The sequence below is a fragment of the Aeromonas sp. s12 genome (genome assembly GCF_040907925.1).
Classification (GTDB): domain Bacteria; phylum Pseudomonadota; class Gammaproteobacteria; order Enterobacterales; family Aeromonadaceae; genus Aeromonas; species Aeromonas veronii.
In genome coordinates, this window is record NZ_JBFOCT010000008.1 from 253,885 (window position 1) to 278,631 (window position 24,747).

Sequence of the window (24,747 nt, forward strand, 5' to 3'; positions counted from 1 at the left end):
GTGAACAGACGCAACTTCCTCAAATTCGCCTCCGTCGGTGCGCTGGCGGCGGGCACAGCCGTACCCGGCACCGTACTGGCGGCGGCCAAGAACAAGCCGCCCATTCCCGGCGCACTCGGCATGCTCTACGACTCCACCCTCTGCGTCGGCTGTCAGGCCTGTGTGGCGGAGTGTCAGCGCCTTAACGGCAATCCGGCCAATCCAGCCGGGGCGCAAACCTGGTCCAACAACGACAAGCTGACCCCCTACACCAACAACATCATTCAGGTGTGGAAGAGCGGTACTGGCGAGCACAAGGATCAGCTGGTGGATGGCTACGCCTACATCAAGAAGCAGTGCATGCACTGTGTCGATCCCAACTGCGTCTCTGTCTGTCCGGTGCAGGCTCTTAAAAAAGATCCCAAGACCGGCATCGTTCACTACGACCCGAGCGTCTGCACCGGCTGTCGTTACTGCATGGTGGGCTGCCCGTTCGATGTGCCCAAATATGACTACGACAATCCGCTGGGGGCGATCCACAAGTGCGAGCTCTGCAACCAGAAGGGGCTTGAGCGGATCGATCAGGGCAAGTTGCCCGGCTGTGTCGAGGTGTGCCCCACCGGCGCAGTGATTTTCGGTACCCGCGAGGAGCTGATGGCCGAGGCCAAGCGTCGCCTGCTGGCGACCCCGGGCAGCGAATATGCCTATCCGCGCCAGACCCTCTCTGCCAACGACCCCTACCTGCACGAAGTGCCCAACTACCAGCCTTACGTCTATGGCGAGAAGGAGGGGGGCGGCACCCAGGTGCTGGTGCTGGCCGGGGTGCCCTATACCAAGCTCGACATGCCCGACTTGCCGGAGCTCTCCTCCGGTGCTCGCTCCGAGCATATCCAGCACACCCTCTACAAGGGGATGGTGCTGCCCATGGTGGTGCTGACCGGCCTCTCGGTGCTCATTCGCCGCAACACCAAGAATGATCACGAGCATCATCACGATGATGGCCATGATCAGGGAAGTGCGCAGATCAAGGATCAGGGCACTACAAAGGGAGGCAAGGATCATGAGTAATCACAAGGCACATCCCCTCGGCGGCAAGCTGGTCAGCTGGCCTGTGCTGGTGCTGGCCCCCTTTGCCGTGCTGTGCGGCATGTTGATTTTAAAACGCCTCGTCTTCGGGCTGGGCTCGGTCACCGACCTGAATGGCGGCTACCCCTGGGGGCTCTGGATCTCGTTCGATCTCTTGATCGGTACCGGTTTCGCCTGTGGCGGCTGGGCGCTGGCCTGGGCTGTCTATGTGTTCAACCGGGGCGAGTATCACCCGCTGGTGCGACCAGCCCTGTTGGCGAGCCTGTTTGGCTACTCGCTGGGCGGCCTTTCCATCACTATCGACGTGGGCCGTTACTGGAACCTGCCGTACTTCTACCTGCCCGGTCACTTCAACACCTCCTCGGTGCTGTTCGAGACGGCGGTCTGCATGACCATCTATATCGGGGTGATGGCGCTGGAGTTTGCGCCCGTGCTGCTGGAGAAGTTCGGCTGGAAGGCGTCACTTATTCGCCTCAACAAGATCATGTTCTTCGTGCTGGCGCTGGGGGCTCTGCTGCCCACCATGCACCAATCCTCCATGGGCTCGTTGATGATCGTCGCGGGGGAGAAGATCCATCCGCTCTGGCAAAGCTACGAGTTGCTGCCGGTCTTTTCGCTGCTGACCGCCTTCATCATGGGCTTCTCCATCGTGGTATTTGAGGGCTCTCTGGTGCAGGCGGGACTGGCGGGGCGGGGCCCCAACGAGAAGTCGCTCTTCTACAAGCTGACCCAGGTGATCGACATCTTCCTGATCCTGTTTGTGGCGCTGCGCTTTGCCGAGATCGTCATCCACGACAAGTCGGAGTATCTCTCCGAGTTCAATCGCTTCTCCATCATGTTCTGGAGCGAGATTGCGCTGATGATCTTCCCGCTGCTGGTGTTCCACTGGGACAAGAGCCGCCGGGATTCGCGCATGTTGTTCCTAGGGGCCCTCAGCATGCTGCTGGGCGCCGCCCTCTGGCGACTGGATTACTCCCTGCTCGCCTTCAACCCCGGCAATGGCTACCACTACTTCCCCTCTGCGGAGGAGGTGCTGATCTCTCTGGGCTTCGTTGCCATCGAGGTGTGTGCCTATTTGCTGTTGATCCGGCTGCTGCCGGTACTGCCATCACTTGAACGTGTTCACCAAGATTATCAGGCCCGAGGGAAAGCCAACGTATGAGCCAACGTATCACCATAGACCCCATCACCCGCATTGAGGGGCACCTGCGTATCGACTGTGAAATCGAAGGCGGTAAAGTGACCAAAGCCTGGTCGTCCGGCACCATGTGGCGCGGGATGGAGGAGATCGTCAAGGGCAACGACCCGCGCGATGCCTGGATGATAGTGCAGCGCATCTGCGGGGTATGTACCTCCATTCACGCCATCGCCTCGGTGCGGGCGGTGGAGAACGCCATCGGCGCCAAGGTGCCGGTCAACGCCCAGTTCATCCGCAACCTCATCATCGCGGCCCACAACATCCACGATCACATCGTCCACTTCTATCAACTCTCCGCGCTGGACTGGGTGGACATCACGGCGGCCCTTGAGGCCAATCCGCAAAAAGCGGCGGACATGCTCAAGGGGGTATCGACCTGGTCCCTCAACAGTGCCGATGAACTGACCAAGGTGCAGGACAAGATCCGCGCCCTGGTGGCGAGCGGCCAGCTCGGCATCTTTGCCAACGGCTACTGGGGCCACAAGGAGATGAAGCTGAGCCCGGAGGTGAACCTCATCGCCGTGGCCCACTACCTGCAGGCACTGGAGTGCCAGCGCGATGCCAACCGCATCGTCGCCATCCTCGGTGGCAAGAGCCCGCACATCCAGAATCTGGCGGTGGGCGGCGTGGCCAACCCCATCAATCTGGATGCACCTAGCGTGCTTAACCTGGAGCGCTTGCTCTACGTAAAGAGCTTTATCGACCGGCTTGGCGAGTTTATCGAGCAGGTCTACAAGGTGGATGCTGCCATCATAGCCGCGCACTACCCCGAGTGGTTGCATCTGGGGCAGGGTGCCAAGCACTACCTGAGCGTGCCGGAGCTGCCCACCGATGCCAACGGCGGCAGCTTCCTGATGCCGGGCGGCTATATCGAGAATGGCAATCTGGCCGGCTATCGCCCCATCGAGAGCCATCAGGATGGCTGGCTGATGGACGGCATCGCCGAGAGCAACAAGCACGCCTGGTACAAGGATGACGAGCCTCTCAAGCCGTGGGAGGGCAAGACTGAGCCCAACTACACCGGCTGGCAGGATGATGGCAAATACTCCTGGGTCAAATCCCCCACCTTCTACGGCAAGGTGGTGGAGGTGGGGCCGCTTGCAGACTTGCTGGTGAAACTGGCCGCCAAACACCCGGAGACGGTGGCGCACTTCGATCAGCTGAACGGCATCTACAAGGCGCTCACCGGCTCGGCCATCAAGACCGAGCAGCTGCACTCCACCATGGGCCGCATCATCGGTCGCGCAGTGCGCTGCTGCGTGCTCAAAGATACCCTGTCCCATCAGTGGAAGGCGCTGGTCGACAACATCGGCAAGGGGGATACCACCGCCTATATCAAGGCGGAGATCCCGGCGGACAAAGAGTTTCGCGGTGTGGGCTTTGAAGAGGCGCCGCGCGGCATGCTCTCCCACTGGATCGTCATCAAGGGCGGCAAGATCGAGAACTATCAGGCGGTGGTGCCATCGACCTGGAACTCGGGCCCGCGCAACTTCAATGACGAGCCCGGCCCCTACGAGCAGGCGCTGGTGGGCACCCCGGTGGCGGATCCCGCCAAACCGCTGGAAGTGGTGCGCACCATCCACTCGTTCGACCCCTGTATGTCCTGCGCAGTGCATGTGGTGGATACCCAAAATGGTGAAACGACTCAGGTAAAGGTGCTGTGATGAACACCCTGATCCTGGGCGTGGGCAACCTGCTCTTGAGTGACGAGGCCGTCGGCGTGCGCATCGTTGAGGGGCTGGGGCGCGAATACCGTTTCGCCCCCGGCATCGAGCTGCTCGACGGCGGTACCGCCGGCATGGAGTTGCTCGAAGCGATGGCCAGTCGCGATCACATCATTCTGGTTGATGCGGTGCGCAGCGGTAATCCGCCGGGCACAGTCGTGACCCTGAAGGATGAGGAGATCCCGACCCTGTTTGGCCGCAAGATCTCCCCCCATCAACTGGGGCTGGCGGACGTGCTCTCGGCGCTGCACATGACGGGGGAGTCGCCCAAGCGACTCACCTTGATCGGGGTCGAGCCCGCATCCCTCGAACCGCGCATCGGCCTCACCCCCGTGGTGGCGGCTGCCATGGGGGAGGCGACGGATCGGATTTTGACCCTGCTGGCCGCCGTTGGCGCGCCCGCCATTGCACTCTCTGAGCAGGAGAAAGCTGAACAAGCGCGGGAGGGTTTATGGCGCAGTCCCATTTAAGCGAGGCTGAGAGAGTGCTGGAGAGAGTACCGGAGACAGCGCAGGAGTTTGCCGGTTTTGCCAGCAATCCCGCGCCTCTGCTGATAGCCCAGTACGAGCGGATCGCTCGCGAAGAGATGCAGGCGTTGCCCTTCTATCACGCCACCATGCCCATTGTGGCGGAGTGCGTGCTGTTTGAAGGACAGTGGCTCGGCTGCGTGCTCACCCCCTGGATGTTGAGCGTGGTGGTGCTGCCAGGGCCGGATCAGCTTTGGCCGGTTCGCAGCAGCAGCGATCGGCTCGCCCTGCAGCTCCCCTGCGGCAACATGACCTTTATGGTGGGTGAATTGCCCGAAAGTGGTCAGCTGCTGGCCTGCTCCCTGATGTCGCCGCTCGATCCCCATCTCGGTACCGAGCAGGGGCGGGCGCTGGTGAGCAGCACCCTCAAGATGCTGCTCTCCTTGCCGGTGCAGCAAGGGACTGGCGGCGTGGATCTGGGCCGCAGACGGCTATTCGGTGCCCGGCGCGGTCAACCGGCATAGTTGCTAGGTTTCACGCGAAATCAAGTTTAGAATAGGGGGCCATTTTGGCCCCTCACTCCCATGTTCAGACACGCATTCCACCTCTTTTTTGAGTGATGATCCGTGAGTGGTACAAAACAAGAAGGATCCCCATGACTGTTCCACGCAAATCCCTTCGCCATTACGCTAGATCCAGCGCTACCGCCCTGTTGACCCTGCTGCTGGGCACTGCCTCTCACACGGCGCTGGCCGCTGCTCAACCTGTGCCTGCCGAGCTCAAGCTCGCCATCGGCAGTGAGCCCACCGAAGGGTTTGACCCTCTGCTCGGCTGGAGCCACGGCAGCTACCTGCTGCTGCACAGCCCGCTGCTCAAACAGATTGCTGGCGATACTGCCGATCTCAGTTGGCAGAATGTGCTCACCCAAGCGGTGACCCCAAGCAAGGATGGCAAGGGGTGGCTCATTACTCTCAAGCCTGATCTGAAATTCTCCAACGGCGCGCCGCTCACCGCCGAGGATGTGGCCTTTACCTACAACAGCGCGGCCAAGGGTGGCGGCAAGATCGACATGGGCAACTTTGTCTCGGCCAAGGTGCTCTCGCCCACCGAGGTGGCCATCACTCTTAGCGCCCCTCAGAGCACCTTCGTCAACGTGCTGGGCTCCTTGGGGATAGTGTCGAAGCAGGATTACGACGCAAAAGCCTATGCCCAAAAACCGGTCGGTGCTGGCCCTTACCGGTTGGTGAGCTTCCTGCCCGGTCAGCAACTGGTGGTAGAGGCGAACCCCTATTACGCCGGCGGCAACAACGATTTCAAACGGCTGGTGTTTGTCTTTATCGATGAAGAGAGCGCCTATGCCGTCGCCCAGAGTAGCCAGCTCGATGTGGTGCGCATCGCCCCGTCACTGGCGCCAACCGTGCCTGCTTCCCTCAAGCTCTGGGTGCGGCCGAGCGTGGAGAACCGCGGTATCGTCTTCCCCATTCCGCCTGCGGGCGGCAAGGATGCCAAGGGTTATCCCATCGGCAACGACGTGACCTCGGATGTGGCGGTGCGCCGCGCCATCAACTACGCCATCGACCGCAAGCTACTGGCCGACCAGCTACTGGAAGGACATGCCATCCCCGCCTACAGCGCGGTGGAAGGCTTGCCCTGGCTGAACAAAGCCACCGCCTTCAAGGATGGGGATGTCGCCCATGCCAACGCCCTGCTCGACGAGGCGGGTTGGAAGAGGGGCAGCGATGGCATTCGCCACAAGGGCAATCTGCGCGCAGCCTTTACCCTCTGGTACACCAGTGGCGACAGCACCCGCCGTGATCTGGCGGAAGCGGTGCGAGCCATGCTCAAACCCATCGGCCTCGAGGTGAGCCTCAAGTCCGGCAGCTGGGAGCAGGTGGAGCGGGAGATGCACGCCAATCCGGTGCTGATGGGGTGGGGGAGTCTGGATCCCATGGAGCTCTATCACCACTACCAGAGCGGCTCCGGTGGCGTGGAGTTCTACAACCCGGGCTACTACAGCAACCCTGTGGTGGATGGCCACCTCAAGCAGGCGCTGGATGCCCCGAACTGGCAGGCGGCCGTGCCGTTCTGGCAGCAGGTGGAGTGGGATGGCAAGACCGGCGCCGGAGTGCAGGGAGATGCCGCCTGGGCCTGGCTGCTCAATGTGCAGCACACCTATCTCGCCAACCGTTGCATCGATCTTGGCAAGGGGGCGCCGGAAATCCACGGTAGCTGGTCCCTGCTCAACAACCTGCAGGATTGGCGGTGGACGTGCCGGTAAGTTCGCCCTTGAGTCATTCAGGTTATCTGTTGCTAAAAGCCCTGCTGCGTCTGGCAGGGCTGCTTTGTCTGGTCTCGGTCGCCACCTTTGTGCTGCTGAGTTACTCCCCCATCGACCCCATCAAGGCCTATATCGGCAACGATCTGCTCCATGTGCCGCCGGAGCAATACGCCCGCATAGCCGCCCGTTGGGGGCTGGATCAACCGCTCTGGCTGCGCTACTGGCACTGGTTTAGTCAGGTGCTGCAAGGAGATCTCGGTTACTCCATGCTCTACAACGCACCTGTGGGTGAGGTAATAGGCCAGCGCTTTGCTGCCTCCTTCCTGTTGCTGGCGGGTGCCTGGCTGCTATCCGGTTTTTTCGGGATTTTGCTGGGCCTCTGCGCCGGTCGCTATCTCAACCGCTGGCCCGATCGCCTGATTTGCCGCTTTGCCTACCTGCTCGCCTCTCTGCCCACCTTCTGGGTCGGCCTGTTGCTGCTCGCCCTGTTTGCGGTGCACTGGCCACTACTACCAGTCTGCTGCGCCTGGACGCCGGGGCTCGCTGCCGATGAGGTGGACTGGGCCATGCGGCTGCGTCATCTGCTGCTGCCGGTTACTACCCTGGCGCTGCTCGGGGTGGGCAATATTGCCCTGCATACCCGGGGGCGGGTGGCCGAGGTGCTGGAGAGCGACTTTATCCGCTACGCCCGGGCTCAGGGGGATGGCGGCTGGCCCATGCTGCGTTTTCATGTGCTGCGCCATGCCCTGACCCCAGCGCTTTGCCTGCAGTTTGCCTCGCTCGGTGAACTGATTGGCGGATCGCTCTTGGCAGAGAAGGTCTTCTCCTATCCGGGGCTCGGCCAGGCGACCGTGGATGCGGGGCTGCGGGGGGATATCCCCCTGCTGATGGGAATCGTGCTCTTTTGCACCCTGCTGGTCTTTATTGGCAATACGGTGGCCAGTTTGCTGCTGGCACGCATCAATCGGGGCTGGGAGGGTGAGCATGCTGTTTAATCCGTTTCCCTCTATGGTGCGCTTGGCCGTGGCAATGATCGGGCTGGCGCTGCTGGCCACTTACGGCTGGAGCCTCTCTCATCAGGATGTGCCGATGGATCTGCTGGCGCGCCAGCAGCCCCCCTCGCTGACCCACTGGTTCGGCACCGATCAGATGGGGCGTGATCTCTGGTTGCGCGCCTTTCAGGGCACCCTAACAAGTCTGGAACTCGGCATCAGCACGGCTCTCTGCAGTGGGCTACTGGCCATGGTGGCGGCAAGCGTGTCGCTCATTCACCCCAGATGTGATGCGGCGGTACGAATGGTGATCGACGCCATGCTGGCGTTGCCCCATATGCTGCTCTTGATCCTTATCTGCTTTACCGTGGGGGGCGGTATGCGCGGGGTGATCCTGGCGGTGGCGCTTACCCACTGGCCCAAGCTGGCGCTCATTCTCTGCGCCGAGGCGCGGCGGATCGCCTGCAGCGACTATGTGGTGCTGGCCCGCTGTCAGGGGATGGGGGCGCTGCGCCGCTGGCGTACCCACCTGTTGCCGGGGCTGTTGCCCCAGTGGTTTATCGGCACCCTGCTGATGTTTCCCCATGCGGTGCTGCACAGCGCGGCCTTGAGCTTTCTCGGCTTTGGTCTGGCGGCCCACGAGGCCTCGCTGGGCCTGCTGCTGGCCGATGCCCTGCGTTATCTGGCCGGCGGTGGCTGGTGGCTGGCCCTCTTCCCGGGACTGATGTTGCTGCTGCTGGTACTGCTCTTTGATCAGGCTACTCGCGCCTTGCAACAGCTGCTGTGGCACAGGAGTGAACCATGCTGAGTTTTGACCATGTGACCATAGAGGCGGCCCACTACTCCTGGCTGGGGCGGCGCAGCTGGCAGCCTTTGCTGACCGATATCAGCCTGCAACTGGCGCCGGGAGAGATAGTGGCGCTGGTGGGGGGGAGCGGCGAGGGCAAGAGCCTGTTGCTGCAAAGCGCCCTGACATTGCTGCCGGAAAACCTGCGCATGCGCGGCTCCATCTCCCTCGATGGCACGCCCCTGTGCGATGCCAGCCGCGCCCGTCTGCGCGGCCACACCCTCTGCTATGTGCCGCAGGGGGTGAGCGCCCTCAATCCGCTGCTGACGGTGGAGCGCCAGTTGGGGCGTGCGGCGCGCCTCTGCGGTCTGAGCGGTTCTCGCGAGCGGCTCGGCCAGCAGTTGCTGCGCTACCAGCTGCCCGCCACCACGCTGGACCGCTATCCGCGCCAGCTCTCCGGCGGCATGGCCAAGCGCATTCTGGCCTGCACTGCGGCGCTAGGTGGTGCCCGCTACATTTTGGCGGACGAGATCACCGCCTGGCTTGATGAAGGGTTGGCCTGCCAGCTGCTCGGCCAGTTGCGTGAATTGGCCAATCAGGGCAGCGGCATCCTCTGGGTGACTCACGATCTGGCGCTGGCGGCCCGCTTTGCCGATCGCATTGTGGCGCTGCATCAGGGGCAGGTGAGCGATACCTTGAGCTGCCACCATCTGCGACAGGGGCAGGGGAGCGAGATGCTACGTGCCCACTGGCAGGCACTGCCGGAGTTCAATTCGCTTTTCTCTGTGCCGGAGGTCTCCTGATGCTGGAAGTACGAAATCTCACCATCGCGCAGGGGAAACGTCCCCTCTGGCAGGGATTATCGCTGACGGTGAAAGCGGGCGAGCGGCTCGGTATCTCTGCCCCCAGCGGCCATGGCAAGACCACGCTGGGGCGGGTATTGGCCGGTTGGCAACCGGTTGGGGCTGGCGGGCAGATCCTGCTGGATGGGCAGCCAGTACCTGCACAGGTAAAAGGCTATAACCCCATCCAGCTGGTGCCCCAGCACCCTGAACTCACCTTCAATCCCTATCGTACCACCGGGCAGGCGCTGTGGGATGTATGGCGCCCCGATGAGGCCATGCTGGCCCGCTTTATGGTCAAGCCTGAATGGCTCGGTCGTAAACCCGGTCAACTCTCCGGTGGCGAGCTGGCCCGCATTGCGCTGCTGCGCGCCCTCGATCCCCGCACCCGTCTGCTGATTGCCGATGAGGTGACTGCCCAGCTGGATCCGCAAATTCAGCGGCAGCTCTGGCAGGAGCTGATGCGCGAGTGCGAGCAGCGCGGGCTAGGTATGGTGATTTTTAGCCACCAGCAGGCGCTGCTGCGCCAGATCTGCCATCGGGTGCTGCGCTTTAGGGAGATGCAGCCCGTGACTGGTGTATTGGCTGAAAATGCGGCCTGATAGTTAGTTCCCCCTCATCCCGAGCCCTTCTCCCGCAAGGGGAGAAGGGGGCAGACGGAGCCATCTCACCAGGCTCGGGGTTTAGGGTTTGGAAAATCTCGGGGTTTGAAAATATGGCTGGTTGTTATGCTCGAAGCCGCCCCTGAGGCGTTTGAGGGAGTCGTATAGTTGCAGCATGCTGTCGGCATCCACAAACCGGTTCCCTCTCCCTGGGGAGAGGGCCAGGGTGAGGGGATGCGAGTATAAAACGCTGGCCATTCTGTACAGAGAGAACCGTTGGCAAAGCGCGCAGATAAAGTGAGGGAGGCATCAGCCTCCCTCTTTGTGTTATCCACCGTTAGCAACGGTGTTTAACCGGTTTATGTTTAGGCAGTGGCCAGCCAGTTAAGCCAGGCATCCATCCCTTCGCCTGTGGTGGCGCTGACCTGGATCACCTGAATATAGGGGTTGACCCGTTTGGCGTTCTCGATGCAGCGGGCCACGTCAAAACTGACGTAGGGCAGCAGATCGATCTTGTTGATTACCATTAGCTGGGCGGCGGCAAACATATCCGGGTATTTCAGCGGCTTCTCTTCCCCCTCGGTGACCGAGAGGATCGCCACCTTGTACTTCTCGCCGAGATCGAAGCTGGCGGGGCAGACCAGATTGCCCACGTTCTCGATAAAGAGGATGCCCCCTTCATTGGCGGGCAGCTGGTGGCAGGCGTCGTGAACCATTTTAGCATCCAGATGGCAGCCCTTGCCGGTGTTGATCTGCACGGCAGGAACGCCGGTGGCACGGATGCGATCCGCATCGGCACTGGTCTGCTGATCCCCTTCGATTACAGCGCAGGGGCGCTTGTTGGCCAGCTGGCGCAAGGTTTCGCACAGCAGGGTGGTTTTGCCTGAACCCGGGCTAGAGACCAGATTGAGCACCAGCTGGTCGGCAGCTGTGAAGTGCTCGCGGTTGTGGGCGGCCAGCGCATTGTTCTTGGCCAGCACATCCATCTCGATGGCGATCAGCTGACGCTGCCCCATGCCGGGCACCGACAGTCCCGCTTCCCCTTTGCCATAGTGCAGATCACCCTGCTGATGGTCATGGTCATGGTCATGGTCGTGGTTGTGGCTGTGATCATGGGGATGCGCGTGGGAATGGTCGTGGTCATGAGAGTGGGCATGATCATGGTGGTGCTCATGGGGCTGATCATGACCCTCATGGCTCACGGGAGCCCGCACCCCGTGGTAGTGGTGATGGACATCTCCCTGATGGTGGTAGTGGTGGTGAATGATCAGGGTGCGCGGCGCACTCTGCTCGTGGTCATGATGGTGATGGGCGTCATGAGCATGATGATGGTCGTGCTCATGACCATGTTCATGGTGATGTTCATGTTCGTGATGATGCTCATGATCGTGCTCATGGCCGGCAATCCGAGCCTGGCCACATCCGCATACGCTACACATATCAACTTACCTCGATGTCGGTGATGCGCAGGCTATCACCCTGCGCGACTCGTAATTTGTATCCGTCACACTCGGGACAGGCCTGCCCGCGCTCGGTGAGGGTTACTGTCTGGTTGCAGTCGTAACACCAGGCCTCTGCCGCCTGATGCTGAAAGTGCAGCTGGGCCCCTTCGACGGCGGTGCCCTTGGCGGCCGCCTCAAAACAGAAGGCAATGGTGTCCGGGTCGACGCAGGAGAAGCTGCCGACCTCGAGCCAGAGGGCGGTCACCTTGTTAAAGCCTCGCTGGGTGGCCTGTTCGGCCGCCAGATCGATGGCGGCCATGGCCAGAGACATTTCGTGCATGGTGGCTCCTTAACCGATATGGGGAGGAGCAGTGACTCCCCCCTGTAATTGACGGAACGGCATGGTTGCTCAACAGATCCGCGGCAGCAGCTCCCCTTGCGGCAGCTCCAGATAACGGCGGCTGCCCCAGGGGTTGTTGAGGATCACCTTGTGGCGATCGCTCGCCTGCACCACGCCGATCTGGCTGGCTGCTGGGTTGAATTGCTGCAAGATGCCCAGCGCGTCCTGTGCCTGTTCGGCAGGCAGGGCCAGCACCATGGTTCCTTCATTGGCGAGATCATGGGGCTCGAAACCGTAGAGCTCGCAGAGGCCGCGCACCGGATCGCACACCGGAATGGCGGACTCCTCCAGCTCGATGGCAACGCCGGAGGCGCTGCTCCACTCGTTGAGCACGGCGGCAAGGCCACCGCGGGTGGCGTCGCGCAGGGCGTGAGGGGTAATACCCGCTTTTAGCAGCGCTTCGACCTGTGGCCAGAGGGTGGTGCAGTCGCTCTTGAGATCGGAGCCCAGTTGCAGGGCATCACGGGCCATCAGGATGCAGGCGCCGTGGCTGCCGATATCCCGCGACACCAGGATGGCGTCACCGGCCTTGAGGTTGCGTACCGAGATGCCCCGGCTCTGCTCAGGCAGCGGGAAGGTGCCGACCCCGCTGGTGTTGATAAAGATCTTGTCGGCGGCGCCCTTGGGCACCACCTTGGTGTCGCCGCAGACAATGCGGGCACCGCTGTTGGCAAGCTCCGCGGCCATCGACTCGACGATGCGGGCCAGATCGGCGTAGGGGAAGCCCTCCTCGATGATAAAGCTGCAGCTAAGATACTCGGGCTTGGCCCCCATCATGGCGAGATCGTTGACCGTACCGGCGATGGCCAGCTTGCCAATATCCCCCCCCTCGAAGAAGAGCGGCGAGACGGTAAAGCTGTCGGTGGTGAAGGCAACGGGGCCCTCTACCGGCAACAGAGCGGCATCTTCACCGCGCAACAGGATCTCGTTACCAAAGTGGCGAAAGAAGAGCTGGTTGATCAGCTGGTTCATCTCCACGCCGCCGCCGCCGTGGCTAAGTTGGATTTCTCTCATCGTGATTGGATCTCCACAAGGTTGCCGAAGCAGACAGATTCATCCCCACTCATCACCCGACCGCCGTGGCTTAACTGAATTTCTCTCATTGGATCCCCATATATCGGTAGTAGGCATTGCAGGCCCCTTCGGAGCTGACCATGCAGCTGCCCATGGGCTGGGTCGGGGTGCAGCCCCGGCCAAAGACTTTGCACTGGTTTGGTTTGGCCAGGCCGCGCAGGATATCGGCGCACTGGCACGCCTTGTGGTCATCGATGGGAGTCTGATTGAGCGCAAAGACACGCTCTGCATCGCGCTTGGCAAACGCATCGCGCAGGCGCAGGGCGGAGGCGTTGATATCCCCCAGACCTCGCCAGCGAAAGTGCTCGCGGGTCTCGAAAAAGCGCTCGACCAGCCGCTGGGCGGCTTTATTGCCACTGGCAGTGACGGCGCGGCTGTACTGCACCTCCAGCGCGTAGCGACCCTCCACCTTCTGGCGCACCATCATCAAGAGTGCCTCCATCACATCCACTGGTTCGAAGCCACTCACCACCACCGGCACCTGATAGCGATCGACGATGGGCAGGTAGATATCGGCGCCGGTGATGACGCTGACGTGGGAGGGGCCGATAAAGGCGTTCACCTTGGCCATTCCGTCGGCCATCACCGCATGAATGGCGGGGGGCACCAGCACATGGTTGATATGAAACAGTAGATTCTCGACCCCTTGCTCTTCAGCGGCAGCCAGCAAGGCGGCCGTCATGGGGGTAGAGGTCTCGAAACCGATGGCGAAGAAGACCACGGTTTTGTCCGGGTTCTCACGGGCGATGCGCAGGGCATCGAGGGGGTCATAGACCGGGCGGATATCGCTCCCCTTGGCGCGCTGCTGGGCCAGCGTGCTCTTGGAGCCCGGCACCCGGATCATGTCCCCCAGGGTGACCAGAATGACGCTGGGCTGGCTAGCCAGCTCGATGGCCTGATCGATGCGCTCTTTTGGCATGATGCAGACCGGGCAGCCGGGGCCGTGAACGAACTCGATGCTGGCGGGCAGCAGCTGGTGCAGGCCGTATTTCATGATGGTGTGGGTATGGCCGCCACACACCTCCATCACCCGCAGCGGTTCGGGGAGTAATTTGGCCAGTTCGGTGATCTGGGCGGCGAGGGCGCGGATCACCTCGGGCTGACGAAAGCCCTGAAAGAGATCATTCAAGGTCAGCATGGCAAAATATCCTGCTCTGGCATCAGGGCCACCATCTGGCGGAAGCTCTCGAGGCTGGCCTGCGCCTCCTCTTCGTCAATCTTGCTCATCACAAAGCCGATATGGAGCAGCACATAGTCGCCCACCTGGAGGGGCTCTTCGAGCAGCATGCAGCTGACGCGCCGCTGCACCCCCAGGGTGTCGACGGTGACGCAGTTATCTTCGGGGTGCAGTTGCACCACCTGAGAGGGGATGGATAGACACATGGATTTCAGGACTCCGACAAGGTGGCACAACCGGCTGTGGCAGGCTGGTGCGTGGCAAGATGGTGGATGGCAAACCAGAGCTGACCGGCGGCGATGCCACCGTCATTGAGCGGCAGGGTTTCGCTGGTCAATACCTGCCGTCCGGCGGCTTCGAGCGCGGGCACCAGCTGGTCCATCAGCACCCGGTTTTGAAAGACGCCGCCCCCGAGTACTACCGGATAGCCGGGGAAGCGCTCGGCAAGGGCGATGACCAGATTGCTGATGGCGCGGATAAAACCGGCGGCCAGGCTGGCGGTTGAGGTGCCTTTGCGCCGCTCGCTGACAAGGGTATTGATGAGCTCGGCCCACTCGATCTGCATTGGCCCCTCTGCTGATTGGCTGAGATCAAAGGCGAGGGGGAAGGGCTGTTCATCTGGGGTGAGCTGCAAGGCGGCTGCCTCCAGCAGGAGCCCGGATTCGCCCTCGTAATCTGGGGTATCGATCACCCCCAAGAGCTCCGCCACCGCATCGAACAGCCGACCGATGGAGCTGGTGTAAGGGGCGTTGCGGCCAAGATGCCAGAGCTGGTGCAGGTTGCTGATCCGCTCTATAGGCAGTTTGTTGATCAACGGAATATCGAGGGCGCTGATCGCCTCAGGACTGTGCGATTCAAACAGCAGCCCCAGCAACTGACGTACCGGCTCGCGAATGGCCGCCTCGCCGCCGATCAGCTTGAAGGGTTTGAGGTGGGCAACGCGAGTAAAGCCCTGAACGTCTGCGAGCAGCAGCTCGCCCCCCCAGAGGGTGCCGTCATCGCCAAGGCCTGTGCCATCGAAGGCAACACCCAGCACCGGGCCCGTGATGTCGTGCTCGGCCATCACCCCCAGCAGGTGGGCGTGATGGTGCTGTACCTCGAGGTGGGTCGCATTGTGATCGCGGCAATAGCCCTTGGCCCACTGGTGGCTGAGGTAGCCGGGGTGGCGATCCGAGACCAGCACTTCGGGGTTGAGATCGTAGAGTTCGCGAAAGGTGGCCAGGGTCTGCTCGAAGTGCTCCTGCATCGGCAGGCTGTGCAGATCGCCGATATAGGGGCTGTAGATGCGCTGGCGGCCGAAGGCGAGCGCCAGCTGGTTCTTCTGCTGCGCCCCGACCGCCAATAGCGGCACCTTGACAGCCTCTTTCAGACTGGGAGTGCAGGGGGCATAGCCCCGGGCGAGGCGCAACGTCTGGCGCCGCCCGCCTGCCCACTGCACCAGACTGTCGTCGCACGGGTGCAGGATGGGGCGGTTGTGATCCAGGATGCCGTCAATCTCGCGGCCGAGTTCCCTGACCACCGCCTCGCACTTGATAAGGATCGGGCTGCCGCGACCATTGGCACTGGTGGCCACCAGCGGCATGGCGCAGGCGTCCAGCAGCAATTGGTGCAGCGGGGTGTAGGGGAGCATGACCCCGAGATAGGCGATGCCGGGGGCTATCCCCTCGGCCAGCGGCGCGGCTGACGGTCCAGATTCTGAGTGCCGATCATCATTTTTGCGCTTGCGCAGCAGAGTAATGGGTCTGGCCTGAGAGGCGAGCAGCGTCCACTCTGCCTCGCAGCCGGTGACATGCAGTTTGGCCTCGGCAAGGGAGCCTATCATCACCGCCAGCGGCTTGCGCGCGCGCCGCTTGAGTGTTCGCAATCTAGACACACTCTGTTCATTGCGGGCATCACATATCAGGTGATACCCCCCCATCCCCTTGACTGCGATCAGTGCTCCCGCTTGCAGGGCTCGGGCGGCGGCCTGCAGGGCATCCTCGCGCTCGGCCAGGGCATCGCCGAGGCCGCTGCGCCAGGTCAGATGCGGCCCGCACTCGGGGCAGCTCACCGGCTGGGCGTGGTAGCGTCTGTCCAGCGGGTTTTCATAGGCCGCCGCACAGCGCGGGCACATGGCAAAGCCCGCCATGGCGGTATGGGGTCTGTCATAGGGGAGGCGGCGGATGATGGTGTAGCGCGGGCCGCAGTGGGTGCAGTTGGTAAAGGGGTAGTGATGGTGGCGATCCGAAGGGTTGGCCACGTCCGTGGCGCACGCCTCGCACATCCCCTGATCCGGCGAGATGGCGACCGTGGCGGCGCTCTGCTGCTGGCTGGCTTTAATTCGAAACTGGCTATGAAATTGGCCATCGAAGTCGGGATCATGAGCGAGGGGCAGTTCCCGCTCGCTGAAGTGATCGATGCGGCTAAGTGGCGGCGCCAGTTCCCGCAGTTCGCGGGCAAAGCTGGCCAGCTGCTCGGGCGATCCTTCGGCGCCAATAGTGACGCCGTTGGCATCGTTCAACACATAACCGGCAAGGCCGTGGCGCAGCGCCAACCCATAGACGAAGGGGCGAAAGCCGACCCCCTGTACGATGCCGTCGATATGAAATTCGCGGCGCAGCCGGTTGGCCACAGGATTGGCAGAGCCAGAGGGGGCGATGGTGGCGCTCATGCCGGCTCCATCTCATCTTGAGTGACTGGCAGACGCAGCACCCGGCGCTCGTTCTCCTCGCGCCGCACCCAGCCATCCATCTCCATGCGCAGGCAGAACGGAATGGCGTATTTACGCGACAAGCCGGTGATCTCCTTGAGGGATGCCATGTCGATCAGATCTCCCACCTGCTGGCCCGCCAGCACGGCGGCGACCATCTGGTTGTAAAGGGCGGCGTCGTAGTAGATGGGGCCATCGAGCTGCACCAGATACTTGAGTCGTGCCAGATTGCGCAGCTGCTTTTGCAACGCGCCTTTTTGCTGCAAGCCCTGCTGCAGGGCCGCGGGCAGCTTGCGGGTGATAAAGGGATCCAGCTCCACGCCGCCGGGGCCCAGTTTACCGGGCTCGTAACCCTCCTTGCCTTGATCTCGCACCACCTTGAGCACCAGCTGCGCCTCTTCCCCCAGATCATCTTCCGACTCGCCGCTGCCCGGTTGCCACTTGTCATGGTGCAGGCGAACAAGCTGCTCGCTCTTGAGCTGCTGGAGCAGGGCCTGAGTGACCGGCAGGGCGATGCCAAAGCGGGTTGCCAGCTCGGCGGCACTCAGCGGTTCGCTGGCCAGCGTAGCGAGCAGCTGGTCGCGGCTTTGGGCCAGCCAGCAGTTGTCCAGCAGCCATTCACCGAGGGGGGTGACCTGTTCGGGCTGCTGGTCAAAGCGGCTGGCCAGCACATAGCCATTGAGCCCCAGTTGCAGGGTGGCCGGGTTGTAGTGCTCCAGCTCATCTGGCAGCTCACCCAACAGGGCGTGCAGCGCCTTGCGTTTGGCGGGATGGATGTCGCCGCACCAGACGATGCGGGCGCCGTGCAGCAGTTCGCTGCTGCCGTGGCGAATGATGGCAAGCGGCTGACCGAAGAAGCAGGGGATGGGGTTGGTAAAGATCAGCCGCGCAAGCCGGGAGTCCTTGATCGGTACAAAACGGGCTCGGCCATGCCAGCTGCCAAGGGCCACTTCGACCTCGCGGTTGCGCTGCTCCCGAATGCTGCCGCCGACCTCGCAGAGCCGCACGATAAGGTGGGTTGCCGCCTCGCACTGACCGGCGGCGCTGGTGAGGCAATGGCCGCGGGCCACCTCCTTGTGGGGCACTTTTTTGAGGGCCACCGCCACCCGACAGACGGCGCCGATCTCGTCGACGCTCTGGTGATAGGCCTGCAGGGAGCGTACCTGCACCTCCCGATCGGCGGGGTAGAGGCGCAGCTTGTCTCCCACCTTGAGGCGGCCCTGTTGCAAGGTGCCGGTGAGCACTGTGCCGGTGCCATTGGCGGTAAAGACACGATCAACATAGAGGCGCGGTGCGCCCTGCTCGCGAGCCGCTTGTGAGGCTGGCAGTTCGGCAAGCTGGCAGACGATGGCGGCGTGCAGAGCAGCCATATTGGCGCCGGTTTTGGCGCTGACGCTGACGATATCGGGCACCATGCCGCTCTCGTCCATCACCCGCTCCAGCAGGCTCTCTTCCAACAGCAAAAGCTCGTCGGAGCTGACCAGATCGCACTTGTTGATGCAGACCAGCAGGCGCGGCACCCCCATCGCCTTGAGCAGGCGCAGGTGATCGCCGGTCATCGGCATCCACCCCTCGTCGGCGGCGATGACCAGCAGCACCAGATCCAGACTCCAGAGCCCCGCCACCATGTTGCGGATATAGCGCTCGTGGCCGGGCACGTCGATGACGCCTATGGTGTTGCCCTGACCGTCGTCAAAGTGGGCAAAGCCGAGATCCTGGGTCATGCCGATGGCCTGCTCGTGGGCGCGGGCTGTGGTGATGCCGGTGAGGGCCTTGATCAGCTGGGTCTTGCCGTGATCCACGTGGCCGGCAAGACCGATAACGGCGCGATAGGGGGTCATGGGATCAGGGCTCCTCGGTCGCATTTGTTGCATTGAACGGGGCGGGCAGCAGCAACTCCCTGAGTTGGGCGATCAACAGCTCCATCTCCGCCGGCAGCAGGGTCGCCATATTGAGCAGCACCTTCTGCTGGCGCACGGTGGCGATGACCGGCACCGGCAGTTCGCGCAGGGCATCGAGCAGTTGCTGGGCCGGTCGCGGGTCGGTGCACTCCAGCGCAGGTGCCGGGTAGAACTCGTCCGGCAGGGTGCCACCGCCTACCACCAGCTGGGCGGGGACCGGCACAAAGCAGCCGGGCAGGGCGGCCATCAGCTGATGGGCTCTCGCCTGCATGGCGGCCGGGTTGCTCAAGGTGCGCTGGGCGATGCCTTCACCGATGGGGGACTTGTTGAGCTTGTGGATGAGTAGGCGTTCGAGCAGGGAGTAGACGATGCGGCTCGGGCGGAAGGTGCGCATCATGGGGTGCTTTTCCAGCCGCTTGATAAGGTCACTGCGGCCACTGATGATGCCCGATTGCGGGCCACCCAAGAGCTTGTCACCTGAGTAGCAGACCAGATCCGCCCCCGCCTTGATGTACTGGCGTACCGAGGTTTCATCCGGCGCAAACTCTTCGCTGGTCAAGCCGGAGCCCTGATCCACCGCCAGCACCACGTGCTCGGGCAGGGCGCGGGCCACCTCGCCGATATCGGGGGATTCGGTAAAGCCGCGAATGGCGAAATTGGATCTGTGCACCATCAGTACCAGCGCGGTCTGATCGGTGATGGTATCGAGGTAATCTTTGGCGGTAGTGATATTGGTGGTGCCCACCTCCACCAGTTTGGCGCCGGAGAGGGCCAGAATGTCGGGGATGCGAAAGCCGCCGCCAATCTGGATCTGCTCGCCCCGCGAGACGATCACCTCGCGTCCCTTGGCCACCTCCTGCAGCAGCAAAAAGAGCGAAGCGGCGTTGTTGTTGACCACCAGCGAGTCCTCGGCCTGGGTGAGGCAACGGAGCAGGGGGGCGATCAACCCCTTGCGCCCGCCGCGCTTGCCGGTGGCGAGATCCAGCTCCAGATTGTTGTAACCGGTGTTGAGGTCACGCACCTCGTCCCACAGATCGGCACTTAACGGCGAACGCCCCAAATTGGTGTGCACCAGGGTGCCGGTGGCGTTGATCACCCGGGTTTGACGCTGGCGCAACTGCTGTCGGCAGCGCTTGGCAATCAGCGCCTCGATCTGTCCGGGGGCGATGCCATGCTGGCGAAAATCTTCGCTCTGGCGCAGCTCGCTCAGGGTATCGCGCACCGCCTGAGTCACCAGCGGGCGGCTCAGCGTCTCGATAAACCCGGCGAGAAAAGGTTGCTGCAGCAGCTGTTCCACTTGCGGCAAACGGCGCGTTGGTTGCTGACTGGGCTGTTGCTGTGAATCTGGCAGTGAATCGTCGGCAGCCGTACCTGATGCGGGCTGGCGGTGGGGGATAGCTGACGCGTGAGACGAGTTCGGCATGGGATTACCAGTGCAGTGCGTGGGTTCGGGATGCGCACCGGTTTGCCGATAGAGAGGCCGAGCTGACGGGTTATGGCACTGCTGGCGATTTGCGGATGAGTGCAAACTTGGTGCATTAATGAGCGGGTATAAATTAATGCTGCATCGATGCTGATAAATTAATTTTTGGCCAGCGAGATAACCTGAGTTCGGATTATATTGGCAAGCGGAAAGCACCTTTTTTAAGGTATTACTTCAAACATATTGAACAAACAATGGAAATAACATCCAAGCCGAAAAAATTCAGCGGGAGAGTATTTGTTCAATAGATAAATTTGGCGGAAGAGGCAGGAATCGAACCTGCCAAAGCCTTCTCGGCTCACATCGGTTTTGAAGACCGAGGAGGCCACCAGACCCCATCAACTTCCATAACGGTCGCCATTTTGTGGCAAATTTCTGTGACTGGCAACGCTTTTTTTGTCATAAAAAAGCGAGAGTTAGCGATTTTTTGAAAAAATCAAAGAACCTTGTTTTATATCAAGTTCAGCACAATTAGCCCGATGTTTTTAATTTAACATCGGGCCTCGATCACATTGCCGGAACCGTTGCTCAATAACGGTCGTTAACAACTCGATAAATAATCACCGGTTGGCGTTGGCAATATTCCACTGATCCAGTTTATCTATTAACAGACCGGTATCCCTGGCGGCATCAAGATGCTGATAAAGATAATCCATCGCTTCGCTCACCATCTCGGTCATCGGGAAGGAGAACGCCACGATGGCCGGTTGTACCCCGACAAAGATCACCTCGGGAACAAAGGTCTTGAGCTCGTCGATCAGGAAATTGAGCGGCATATTGTGGGTCGAGAAGATAAACATCTCGGCGATGGTCTCGGGGGGGATCACTTGCAGGGTTCCCGCCTTCTCGCCGATCTCGGCGGCATCCACCAGCACCACCCGCTCCGGTTGCAACTCCCGCACCTTGTAGACCACATTTTCCGGCGCGATGCCGCCATCGATATGGATCCAGCCGGGCAGGGGGGCGGCTTGCAGCTTGTCGGCGAGATAGGGGCCGGCACCGTCGTCCCCCATCATGGCATTGCCCACGGTCAACACGAGATTGCAGCCCATCAGCGGCTCCTTACCATCAGGTACATATGGGGATCGTTATAGAGGGCGGTGAGCTGATCCATAAAGGTGTTGGTCCAGCCCAGCTCCTGCTCATCGAGCAGATTGTCGGTTTTGCGCAGTCGGTCGAAGGCGCAGGCCAGCATATGGCAGTGCTCGCGATAGATGGTGATCTCGCCAAAGGTGAGAAATCCCTCCATCTTGCGGCGCGCTTCACTTCCCTCTGGCAGCTTGGCCACCCAGTCGCGATAACCGATCAGCGAGCAGACCAGGTCTGCTCGCAGGCAATCGACGATGCCGAGGTGGTGGCCGATGGCGAGGCTGTAGTACATCACCTCCTTTGCCTCTTCCGGCACGTCAAACTGCTCGTCGACGAACTTGCGCGAGAGGCGATAGAAGAAAACCTCGTCAGCCATGCACGGTCTCTCCCTTGCCGGCCGCCCGGTTGAGGCAGGCGTTTGCGAGGTTGTTGACGATCTCCGAGAGGCGCGGATCCTCGTGCTGATCGAGGTAGCTCTGGATGCGCAGATCCACATCCTGCTGGGTCGCCCCTTCGAGCAGGGCCATGAATTCGTCCGCGATGATCCGCCCCTGACGATAACCGGCCATGCGGCGCGCCTCGCGTTCGATCATCACCCGGATTTCATTGGGGATGCCGGTGTGGCGCAGCTCGACCCGCTCACCCGGTTGCACCTCGTGACTGGTGGCTTTGAGTTTCTGCTCAAGCAGACCGAGCGCCACCGCAAAGCCGTAGATGGTAGCCGCCGGTGTGGGGGGGCAGCCGGGGATATAGACATCCACCGGCACGATCTTGTCGGTGCCGCCCCAGACGCAGTAGAGGTCGTGGAAGATGCCGCCGTCACAGCCGCAGGCGCCGTAGGCGATGCAGATCTTGGGATCGGGCGCCGCCTCGTAGGCGCGCAGGGCCGGTACCCGCATCGCCCGGGTCACCGCGCCGGTAAAGAGCAGGATGTCGGCGTGGCGGGGGGAGGCGACCACCTTGATGCCGAAACGCTCGGCATCGAACAGCGGGGTGATGGTGGCGAAGATCTCGATTTCGCAGGCGTTGCAGCCGCCGCAATCGACCCGGTAGACATAGGCCGAGCGGCGAATGTCCTTGAGCAGGGTCTTCTTGAGTTTGGTGATCTCGGGATCCTGTGCCAGCGGCACGGCGCGGGTATGGGCATGGCCGACAACCGGTTCTATGCCTTTGCTCTTGCTCATCACATCCACTCCTTTTGTGCGGCCATCGGTGTGGCTATCGGTGTGATCAGGGCCGAGTCAGGCTGGCTCAGCATGCTCTGTTTTCGTTTGCAGTCGGGGCAGTGGTGCAGTCGCTCCGGGGTGGCCAGCGGCGTGCCCGCCTGCTTGAGGGTATCCTCCACCAGCGCCACCAGCTTGCTCGGGGCAAAGTAGGTGCCGCACAGGGTGCAGGGGGCCAGCGCGAAGCGGGCCTCCTCATAGAGATCCGCCTTGTTGGTCACCGCCAGCTCGAACTCGGGGGAGAGGGCGATGGCGCGGGTCGGGCAGACCTCCTCGCAGCGGCCGCAGAAGATGCAGCGCGCCATGGAGATCTCCCAGCGTCGTTCGCCGGTCTCCATGTCCACTTCCATCACCAGCGCATTGGCCGGGCAGGCCTTGGTGCAGGCGGCGCAGGCGATGCACTGATCCGCCTGATATTTCGGTTTGCCGCGAAAATCCCGGTTCACCTCGTAAGGGGCGAAGGGGTATTTGGCGGTCGGGGTGCCAGCCTTGAGGATGGTCTTGAACAGCTTGATCATGATGACCCCTTATTTCAGCGGAGAGTTTTTGCGATCGATGCCGTAGCGCTCGATCTCCTTGTAGGAGACCACGGTGGATTTGCCCTTCCTGGGGTCGACCAGGGTGACCCGGTCGGTACAGGAGTAGCAGGGATCCAGACTGCCGATGATGAGCGGTGCATCCGCCACGGTATTGCCGCGCAGCATGTAGCGCAGGGCGGGCCAGTTGGCGTAGGTGGCGGCGCGGCAGCGCCAGCGGAACAGCTTCTGGTTATCCCCGGTCATGCTCCAGTGGACGTTTTCGCCGCGGGGCGACTCGGTAAAGCCCAGCGCAAACTTGCCCGGCTGGTAGGTGAAGCCTTCGGTGAGCAGTGGCCCTTCCGGCAGGTGCTCCAGGCCGAACTCAATCATGTCGAGGGAGTCGTAGAGCTCGTGGATGCGCACCAGCACCCGGGATTGCACATCGCAACCCGCCTTGGTCTGGATCTCCATCGGCAGCTCGCGGTAGCCGGCAAAGTCGTGGACCCGGCGCACGTCCCGCTTGAAGCCACTCGCCCGCACCATGGGGCCGACGCAGCTGAAATCGCGGGCAATTTGCGGCTCGAGCTTGCCGATACCGATGAGGCGGGAGGAGATGTTGGCGGTATCCAGCAGCATGGCCACCAGGGGTTTGAGCTCATCACGGAGCTCCCGCACCAGCTGGGCACCCTTGATGCGATCTTCCTTGAAGATATCGCGGCGTACCCCGCCAATCAGGTTGAGGCCGTAGGTCTTGCGGGCGCCGGTGAGCAGCTCGGCCAGGGTCATGGATTTCTCCCGCACCCGGAAGAACTGCATAAAGCCGGTGTCGAAACCGGTGAAGTGGCTCGACAGGCCGATGTTGAGGATATGGCTGTGCAGGCGCTCCACCTCCAGCAGCACGGCGCGGATCATCTTGGCCCGCTCCGGCACCGGAATACCCATGGCGTTCTCTACCGAGGTGGTGTAGGCGACGCTGTGGGTAAAGCCGCAGATGCCGCAGACCCGGTCGGTCAGAAACGCCACTTCGTTGTAGCCCATGCGGGTTTCCGCCAGCTTCTCCATGCCGCGATGGACATAGAAGAGGCGGTAGTCGGCATCGATGATGTCTTCCCCATCGACGAACAGACGAAAGTGGCCCGGTTCATCCGAGGTGATGTGCAGCGGGCCGACCGGCACGATGCGGTTGGCATCACTGCCGAGTTCGTTGACGAAGGGGTAGGTCTCGGTGTCGGTGGTGGGCATCGGGCGCTGGCGATAATCCATGGCGTCCTTGCGCAGTGGATGGATATCCTCCGGCCAGTCGTCCGGCAACACCAGACGGCGTTCGTCCGGCAGACCGATGGCGCGCAGGCCGTACATGTCGCGGATCTCCCGCTCGCCCCACACCGCCGCCGGAATGGTCGGGGTGATGGAGGGGTACTCCTGGGTATCGGCATCCACCAGCACCTTGACGGTGATCCAGCACTTGGTGTCACCTTCCATGGAGAAGACGTGGTAGACGGCGAAGTGGCCGTTGAGGCTGCGCTCGTCATTGGCAAAGGAGAGCGGAAGCCAGCCCCCCAGCTGATGGAAGATCAGGCTGGCGGTCTCGACCAGACTGGTGGGCTTGACGGTAATGGTGGCCTGATCGGCGGTTTGCCACTCCTCATCGATGATGGCGTGGGGCAGTTGTGCTCGCACCTGCTGGATGTAGTCGCAGCCGATGCGATCCGAAATGGCGATGGTCATGCAGTTCTCACTTTAATGTTCGGGAATGAGCATTCACAAATGATGAAATCGGAAAAAGTTGCTGTGCT

General features: G+C 62.0%; 24 protein-coding genes and 1 tRNA gene. 11 read left to right on the forward strand and 14 right to left on the reverse strand.

Features of this window, described 5'->3' with window-relative positions; all coding sequences use genetic code 11:
* The 10 genes from hybA to AB5Y67_RS03460 all read left to right on the forward strand — a co-directional run bounded on the left by hybA (position 1) and on the right by AB5Y67_RS03460 (position 9,955).
* Positions 1–1,047 (forward strand): hydrogenase 2 operon protein HybA, encoded by a 1,047-nt coding sequence (gene hybA / locus AB5Y67_RS03415; protein ID WP_199428165.1) that lies wholly within the window; start codon positions 1–3, stop codon positions 1,045–1,047.
* Positions 1,040–2,227: a Ni/Fe-hydrogenase cytochrome b subunit gene (gene hybB / locus AB5Y67_RS03420; RefSeq protein WP_005351459.1), complete on the forward strand. Its 1,188-nt coding sequence runs from the start codon at positions 1,040–1,042 to the stop codon at positions 2,225–2,227. The genes hybA and hybB overlap by 8 nt, the downstream gene beginning before the upstream one ends.
* Positions 2,224–3,927 (forward strand): hydrogenase 2 large subunit, encoded by a 1,704-nt coding sequence (gene hybC, locus AB5Y67_RS03425; RefSeq protein ID WP_199428164.1) that lies wholly within the window; start codon positions 2,224–2,226, stop codon positions 3,925–3,927. The genes hybB and hybC overlap by 4 nt, the downstream gene beginning before the upstream one ends.
* On the forward strand, positions 3,927–4,457 hold the full coding sequence (locus tag AB5Y67_RS03430; RefSeq protein ID WP_150389199.1) for a HyaD/HybD family hydrogenase maturation endopeptidase: 531 nt from the start codon (positions 3,927–3,929) through the stop codon (positions 4,455–4,457). Before hybC ends, AB5Y67_RS03430 begins: the two co-directional genes overlap by 1 nt.
* Entirely contained in the window at positions 4,439–4,978 is a 540-nt protein-coding gene (gene hybE / locus AB5Y67_RS03435; protein ID WP_199428163.1) for a hydrogenase-2 assembly chaperone, read from the forward strand. Before AB5Y67_RS03430 ends, hybE begins: the two co-directional genes overlap by 19 nt.
* Positions 4,979–5,109: 131 nt before the next feature.
* Positions 5,110–6,732 (forward strand): ABC transporter substrate-binding protein, encoded by a 1,623-nt coding sequence (locus tag AB5Y67_RS03440; RefSeq protein ID WP_199428162.1) that lies wholly within the window; start codon positions 5,110–5,112, stop codon positions 6,730–6,732.
* Complete coding sequence (locus tag AB5Y67_RS03445) at positions 6,717–7,727, forward strand: ABC transporter permease (RefSeq protein WP_199428161.1); 1,011 nt, start codon at positions 6,717–6,719, stop codon at positions 7,725–7,727. Before AB5Y67_RS03440 ends, AB5Y67_RS03445 begins: the two co-directional genes overlap by 16 nt.
* Positions 7,717–8,532, forward strand: coding sequence for an ABC transporter permease (locus AB5Y67_RS03450; RefSeq protein ID WP_139407721.1), 816 nt, complete (start codon positions 7,717–7,719; stop codon positions 8,530–8,532). Before AB5Y67_RS03445 ends, AB5Y67_RS03450 begins: the two co-directional genes overlap by 11 nt.
* Complete coding sequence (locus AB5Y67_RS03455; protein WP_199428160.1) at positions 8,526–9,314, forward strand: ATP-binding cassette domain-containing protein; 789 nt, start codon at positions 8,526–8,528, stop codon at positions 9,312–9,314. The genes AB5Y67_RS03450 and AB5Y67_RS03455 overlap by 7 nt, the downstream gene beginning before the upstream one ends.
* On the forward strand, positions 9,314–9,955 hold the full coding sequence (locus tag AB5Y67_RS03460) for an ATP-binding cassette domain-containing protein (RefSeq protein ID WP_199428159.1): 642 nt from the start codon (positions 9,314–9,316) through the stop codon (positions 9,953–9,955). Before AB5Y67_RS03455 ends, AB5Y67_RS03460 begins: the two co-directional genes overlap by 1 nt.
* 365 nt (positions 9,956–10,320) lie before the next feature.
* Here AB5Y67_RS03460 and hypB read toward each other — a convergent pair whose 3' ends face one another.
* Entirely contained in the window at positions 10,321–11,157 is an 837-nt protein-coding gene (gene hypB / locus AB5Y67_RS03465) for a hydrogenase nickel incorporation protein HypB (RefSeq protein ID WP_199428180.1), read from the reverse strand.
* Between hypB and AB5Y67_RS03470 the strand changes: the two genes are divergently transcribed.
* Positions 11,038–11,418 carry a hypothetical protein gene (locus AB5Y67_RS03470; protein ID WP_223849311.1) on the forward strand — a complete coding sequence of 127 codons (381 nt, stop codon included), beginning with the start codon at positions 11,038–11,040 and terminating at the stop codon, positions 11,416–11,418. The genes hypB and AB5Y67_RS03470 overlap by 120 nt on opposite strands.
* On the opposite strand, the gene hypA is transcribed toward AB5Y67_RS03470, so the two are convergent.
* The 13 genes from hypA to AB5Y67_RS03535 all read right to left on the reverse strand — a co-directional run bounded on the left by hypA (position 11,396) and on the right by AB5Y67_RS03535 (position 24,679).
* Positions 11,396–11,737 (reverse strand): hydrogenase maturation nickel metallochaperone HypA, encoded by a 342-nt coding sequence (gene hypA / locus AB5Y67_RS03475; RefSeq protein ID WP_150389191.1) that lies wholly within the window; start codon positions 11,735–11,737, stop codon positions 11,396–11,398. The genes AB5Y67_RS03470 and hypA overlap by 23 nt on opposite strands.
* Positions 11,738–11,806: 69 nt before the next feature.
* On the reverse strand, positions 11,807–12,811 hold the full coding sequence (gene hypE / locus AB5Y67_RS03480; RefSeq protein WP_199428158.1) for a hydrogenase expression/formation protein HypE: 1,005 nt from the start codon (positions 12,809–12,811) through the stop codon (positions 11,807–11,809).
* Between the two features lie 85 nt (positions 12,812–12,896).
* Complete coding sequence (hypD, locus tag AB5Y67_RS03485; RefSeq protein ID WP_199428157.1) at positions 12,897–14,009, reverse strand: hydrogenase formation protein HypD; 1,113 nt, start codon at positions 14,007–14,009, stop codon at positions 12,897–12,899.
* Complete coding sequence (locus AB5Y67_RS03490) at positions 14,003–14,254, reverse strand: HypC/HybG/HupF family hydrogenase formation chaperone (RefSeq protein ID WP_017784111.1); 252 nt, start codon at positions 14,252–14,254, stop codon at positions 14,003–14,005. The genes hypD and AB5Y67_RS03490 overlap by 7 nt, the downstream gene beginning before the upstream one ends.
* Before the next feature lie 5 nt (positions 14,255–14,259).
* Positions 14,260–16,698 carry a carbamoyltransferase HypF gene (gene hypF / locus AB5Y67_RS03495; protein WP_199428156.1) on the reverse strand — a complete coding sequence of 813 codons (2,439 nt, stop codon included), beginning with the start codon at positions 16,696–16,698 and terminating at the stop codon, positions 14,260–14,262.
* Positions 16,695–18,578: a selenocysteine-specific translation elongation factor gene (gene selB, locus AB5Y67_RS03500; protein WP_199428155.1), complete on the reverse strand. Its 1,884-nt coding sequence runs from the start codon at positions 18,576–18,578 to the stop codon at positions 16,695–16,697. Before selB ends, hypF begins: the two co-directional genes overlap by 4 nt.
* A 4-nt stretch (positions 18,579–18,582) precedes the next feature.
* Positions 18,583–20,061, reverse strand: coding sequence for an L-seryl-tRNA(Sec) selenium transferase (gene selA / locus AB5Y67_RS03505; RefSeq protein WP_199428154.1), 1,479 nt, complete (start codon positions 20,059–20,061; stop codon positions 18,583–18,585).
* A 315-nt stretch (positions 20,062–20,376) separates the two neighbouring features.
* A tRNA-Sec gene (locus AB5Y67_RS03510) sits at positions 20,377–20,468 on the reverse strand.
* Between the two features lie 213 nt (positions 20,469–20,681).
* The gene (gene hycI / locus AB5Y67_RS03515; protein WP_064336151.1) at positions 20,682–21,173 is read right to left on the reverse strand and encodes a hydrogenase maturation peptidase HycI; all 492 of its coding nucleotides are present in this window, start codon (positions 21,171–21,173) and stop codon (positions 20,682–20,684) included.
* Positions 21,173–21,586 (reverse strand): formate hydrogenlyase maturation HycH family protein, encoded by a 414-nt coding sequence (locus AB5Y67_RS03520; RefSeq protein ID WP_021230219.1) that lies wholly within the window; start codon positions 21,584–21,586, stop codon positions 21,173–21,175. The genes hycI and AB5Y67_RS03520 overlap by 1 nt, the downstream gene beginning before the upstream one ends.
* Positions 21,579–22,394, reverse strand: a complete 816-nt coding sequence (locus AB5Y67_RS03525; RefSeq protein ID WP_199428153.1) for an NADH-quinone oxidoreductase subunit B family protein — start codon at positions 22,392–22,394, stop codon at positions 21,579–21,581. Before AB5Y67_RS03525 ends, AB5Y67_RS03520 begins: the two co-directional genes overlap by 8 nt.
* Complete coding sequence (locus tag AB5Y67_RS03530) at positions 22,394–22,951, reverse strand: formate hydrogenlyase complex iron-sulfur subunit (protein WP_005345227.1); 558 nt, start codon at positions 22,949–22,951, stop codon at positions 22,394–22,396. Before AB5Y67_RS03530 ends, AB5Y67_RS03525 begins: the two co-directional genes overlap by 1 nt.
* 9 nt (positions 22,952–22,960) lie before the next feature.
* A complete protein-coding gene (locus tag AB5Y67_RS03535; protein ID WP_368207573.1) occupies positions 22,961–24,679 on the reverse strand; it encodes an NADH-quinone oxidoreductase subunit C in 1,719 nt (572 codons plus the stop codon).
* Between the last annotated feature and the right edge of the window lie 68 nt (positions 24,680–24,747).

What these genes read in the sequence shown, in the direction of transcription:
- selB (WP_199428155.1), bottom strand. Translation starts at nt 18,578, where the DNA reads ATGACCCCCTATCGCGCCGTTATCGGTCTTGCCGGCCACGTGGATCAC.
- AB5Y67_RS03455 (WP_199428160.1), top strand. Translation starts at nt 8,526, where the DNA reads ATGCTGAGTTTTGACCATGTGACCATAGAGGCGGCCCACTACTCCTGG.
- hypE (WP_199428158.1), bottom strand. Translation starts at nt 12,811, where the DNA reads ATGAGAGAAATCCAACTTAGCCACGGCGGCGGCGGCGTGGAGATGAAC.
- hypF (WP_199428156.1), bottom strand. Translation starts at nt 16,698, where the DNA reads ATGAGCGCCACCATCGCCCCCTCTGGCTCTGCCAATCCTGTGGCCAAC.
- hybC (WP_199428164.1), top strand. Translation starts at nt 2,224, where the DNA reads ATGAGCCAACGTATCACCATAGACCCCATCACCCGCATTGAGGGGCAC.
- hypA (WP_150389191.1), bottom strand. Translation starts at nt 11,737, where the DNA reads ATGCACGAAATGTCTCTGGCCATGGCCGCCATCGATCTGGCGGCCGAA.
- AB5Y67_RS03460 (WP_199428159.1), top strand. Translation starts at nt 9,314, where the DNA reads ATGCTGGAAGTACGAAATCTCACCATCGCGCAGGGGAAACGTCCCCTC.
- AB5Y67_RS03525 (WP_199428153.1), bottom strand. Translation starts at nt 22,394, where the DNA reads ATGAGCAAGAGCAAAGGCATAGAACCGGTTGTCGGCCATGCCCATACC.
- hybE (WP_199428163.1), top strand. Translation starts at nt 4,439, where the DNA reads ATGGCGCAGTCCCATTTAAGCGAGGCTGAGAGAGTGCTGGAGAGAGTA.
- AB5Y67_RS03450 (WP_139407721.1), top strand. Translation starts at nt 7,717, where the DNA reads ATGCTGTTTAATCCGTTTCCCTCTATGGTGCGCTTGGCCGTGGCAATG.
- hycI (WP_064336151.1), bottom strand. Translation starts at nt 21,173, where the DNA reads ATGGGCTGCAATCTCGTGTTGACCGTGGGCAATGCCATGATGGGGGAC.
- AB5Y67_RS03470 (WP_223849311.1), top strand. Translation starts at nt 11,038, where the DNA reads ATGGTCATGGTCGTGGTTGTGGCTGTGATCATGGGGATGCGCGTGGGA.
- AB5Y67_RS03490 (WP_017784111.1), bottom strand. Translation starts at nt 14,254, where the DNA reads ATGTGTCTATCCATCCCCTCTCAGGTGGTGCAACTGCACCCCGAAGAT.
- AB5Y67_RS03520 (WP_021230219.1), bottom strand. Translation starts at nt 21,586, where the DNA reads ATGGCTGACGAGGTTTTCTTCTATCGCCTCTCGCGCAAGTTCGTCGAC.
- AB5Y67_RS03535 (WP_368207573.1), bottom strand. Translation starts at nt 24,679, where the DNA reads ATGACCATCGCCATTTCGGATCGCATCGGCTGCGACTACATCCAGCAG.
- AB5Y67_RS03530 (WP_005345227.1), bottom strand. Translation starts at nt 22,951, where the DNA reads ATGATCAAGCTGTTCAAGACCATCCTCAAGGCTGGCACCCCGACCGCC.
- selA (WP_199428154.1), bottom strand. Translation starts at nt 20,061, where the DNA reads ATGCCGAACTCGTCTCACGCGTCAGCTATCCCCCACCGCCAGCCCGCA.
- hypD (WP_199428157.1), bottom strand. Translation starts at nt 14,009, where the DNA reads ATGCTGACCTTGAATGATCTCTTTCAGGGCTTTCGTCAGCCCGAGGTG.
- AB5Y67_RS03440 (WP_199428162.1), top strand. Translation starts at nt 5,110, where the DNA reads ATGACTGTTCCACGCAAATCCCTTCGCCATTACGCTAGATCCAGCGCT.
- hybB (WP_005351459.1), top strand. Translation starts at nt 1,040, where the DNA reads ATGAGTAATCACAAGGCACATCCCCTCGGCGGCAAGCTGGTCAGCTGG.
- AB5Y67_RS03430 (WP_150389199.1), top strand. Translation starts at nt 3,927, where the DNA reads ATGAACACCCTGATCCTGGGCGTGGGCAACCTGCTCTTGAGTGACGAG.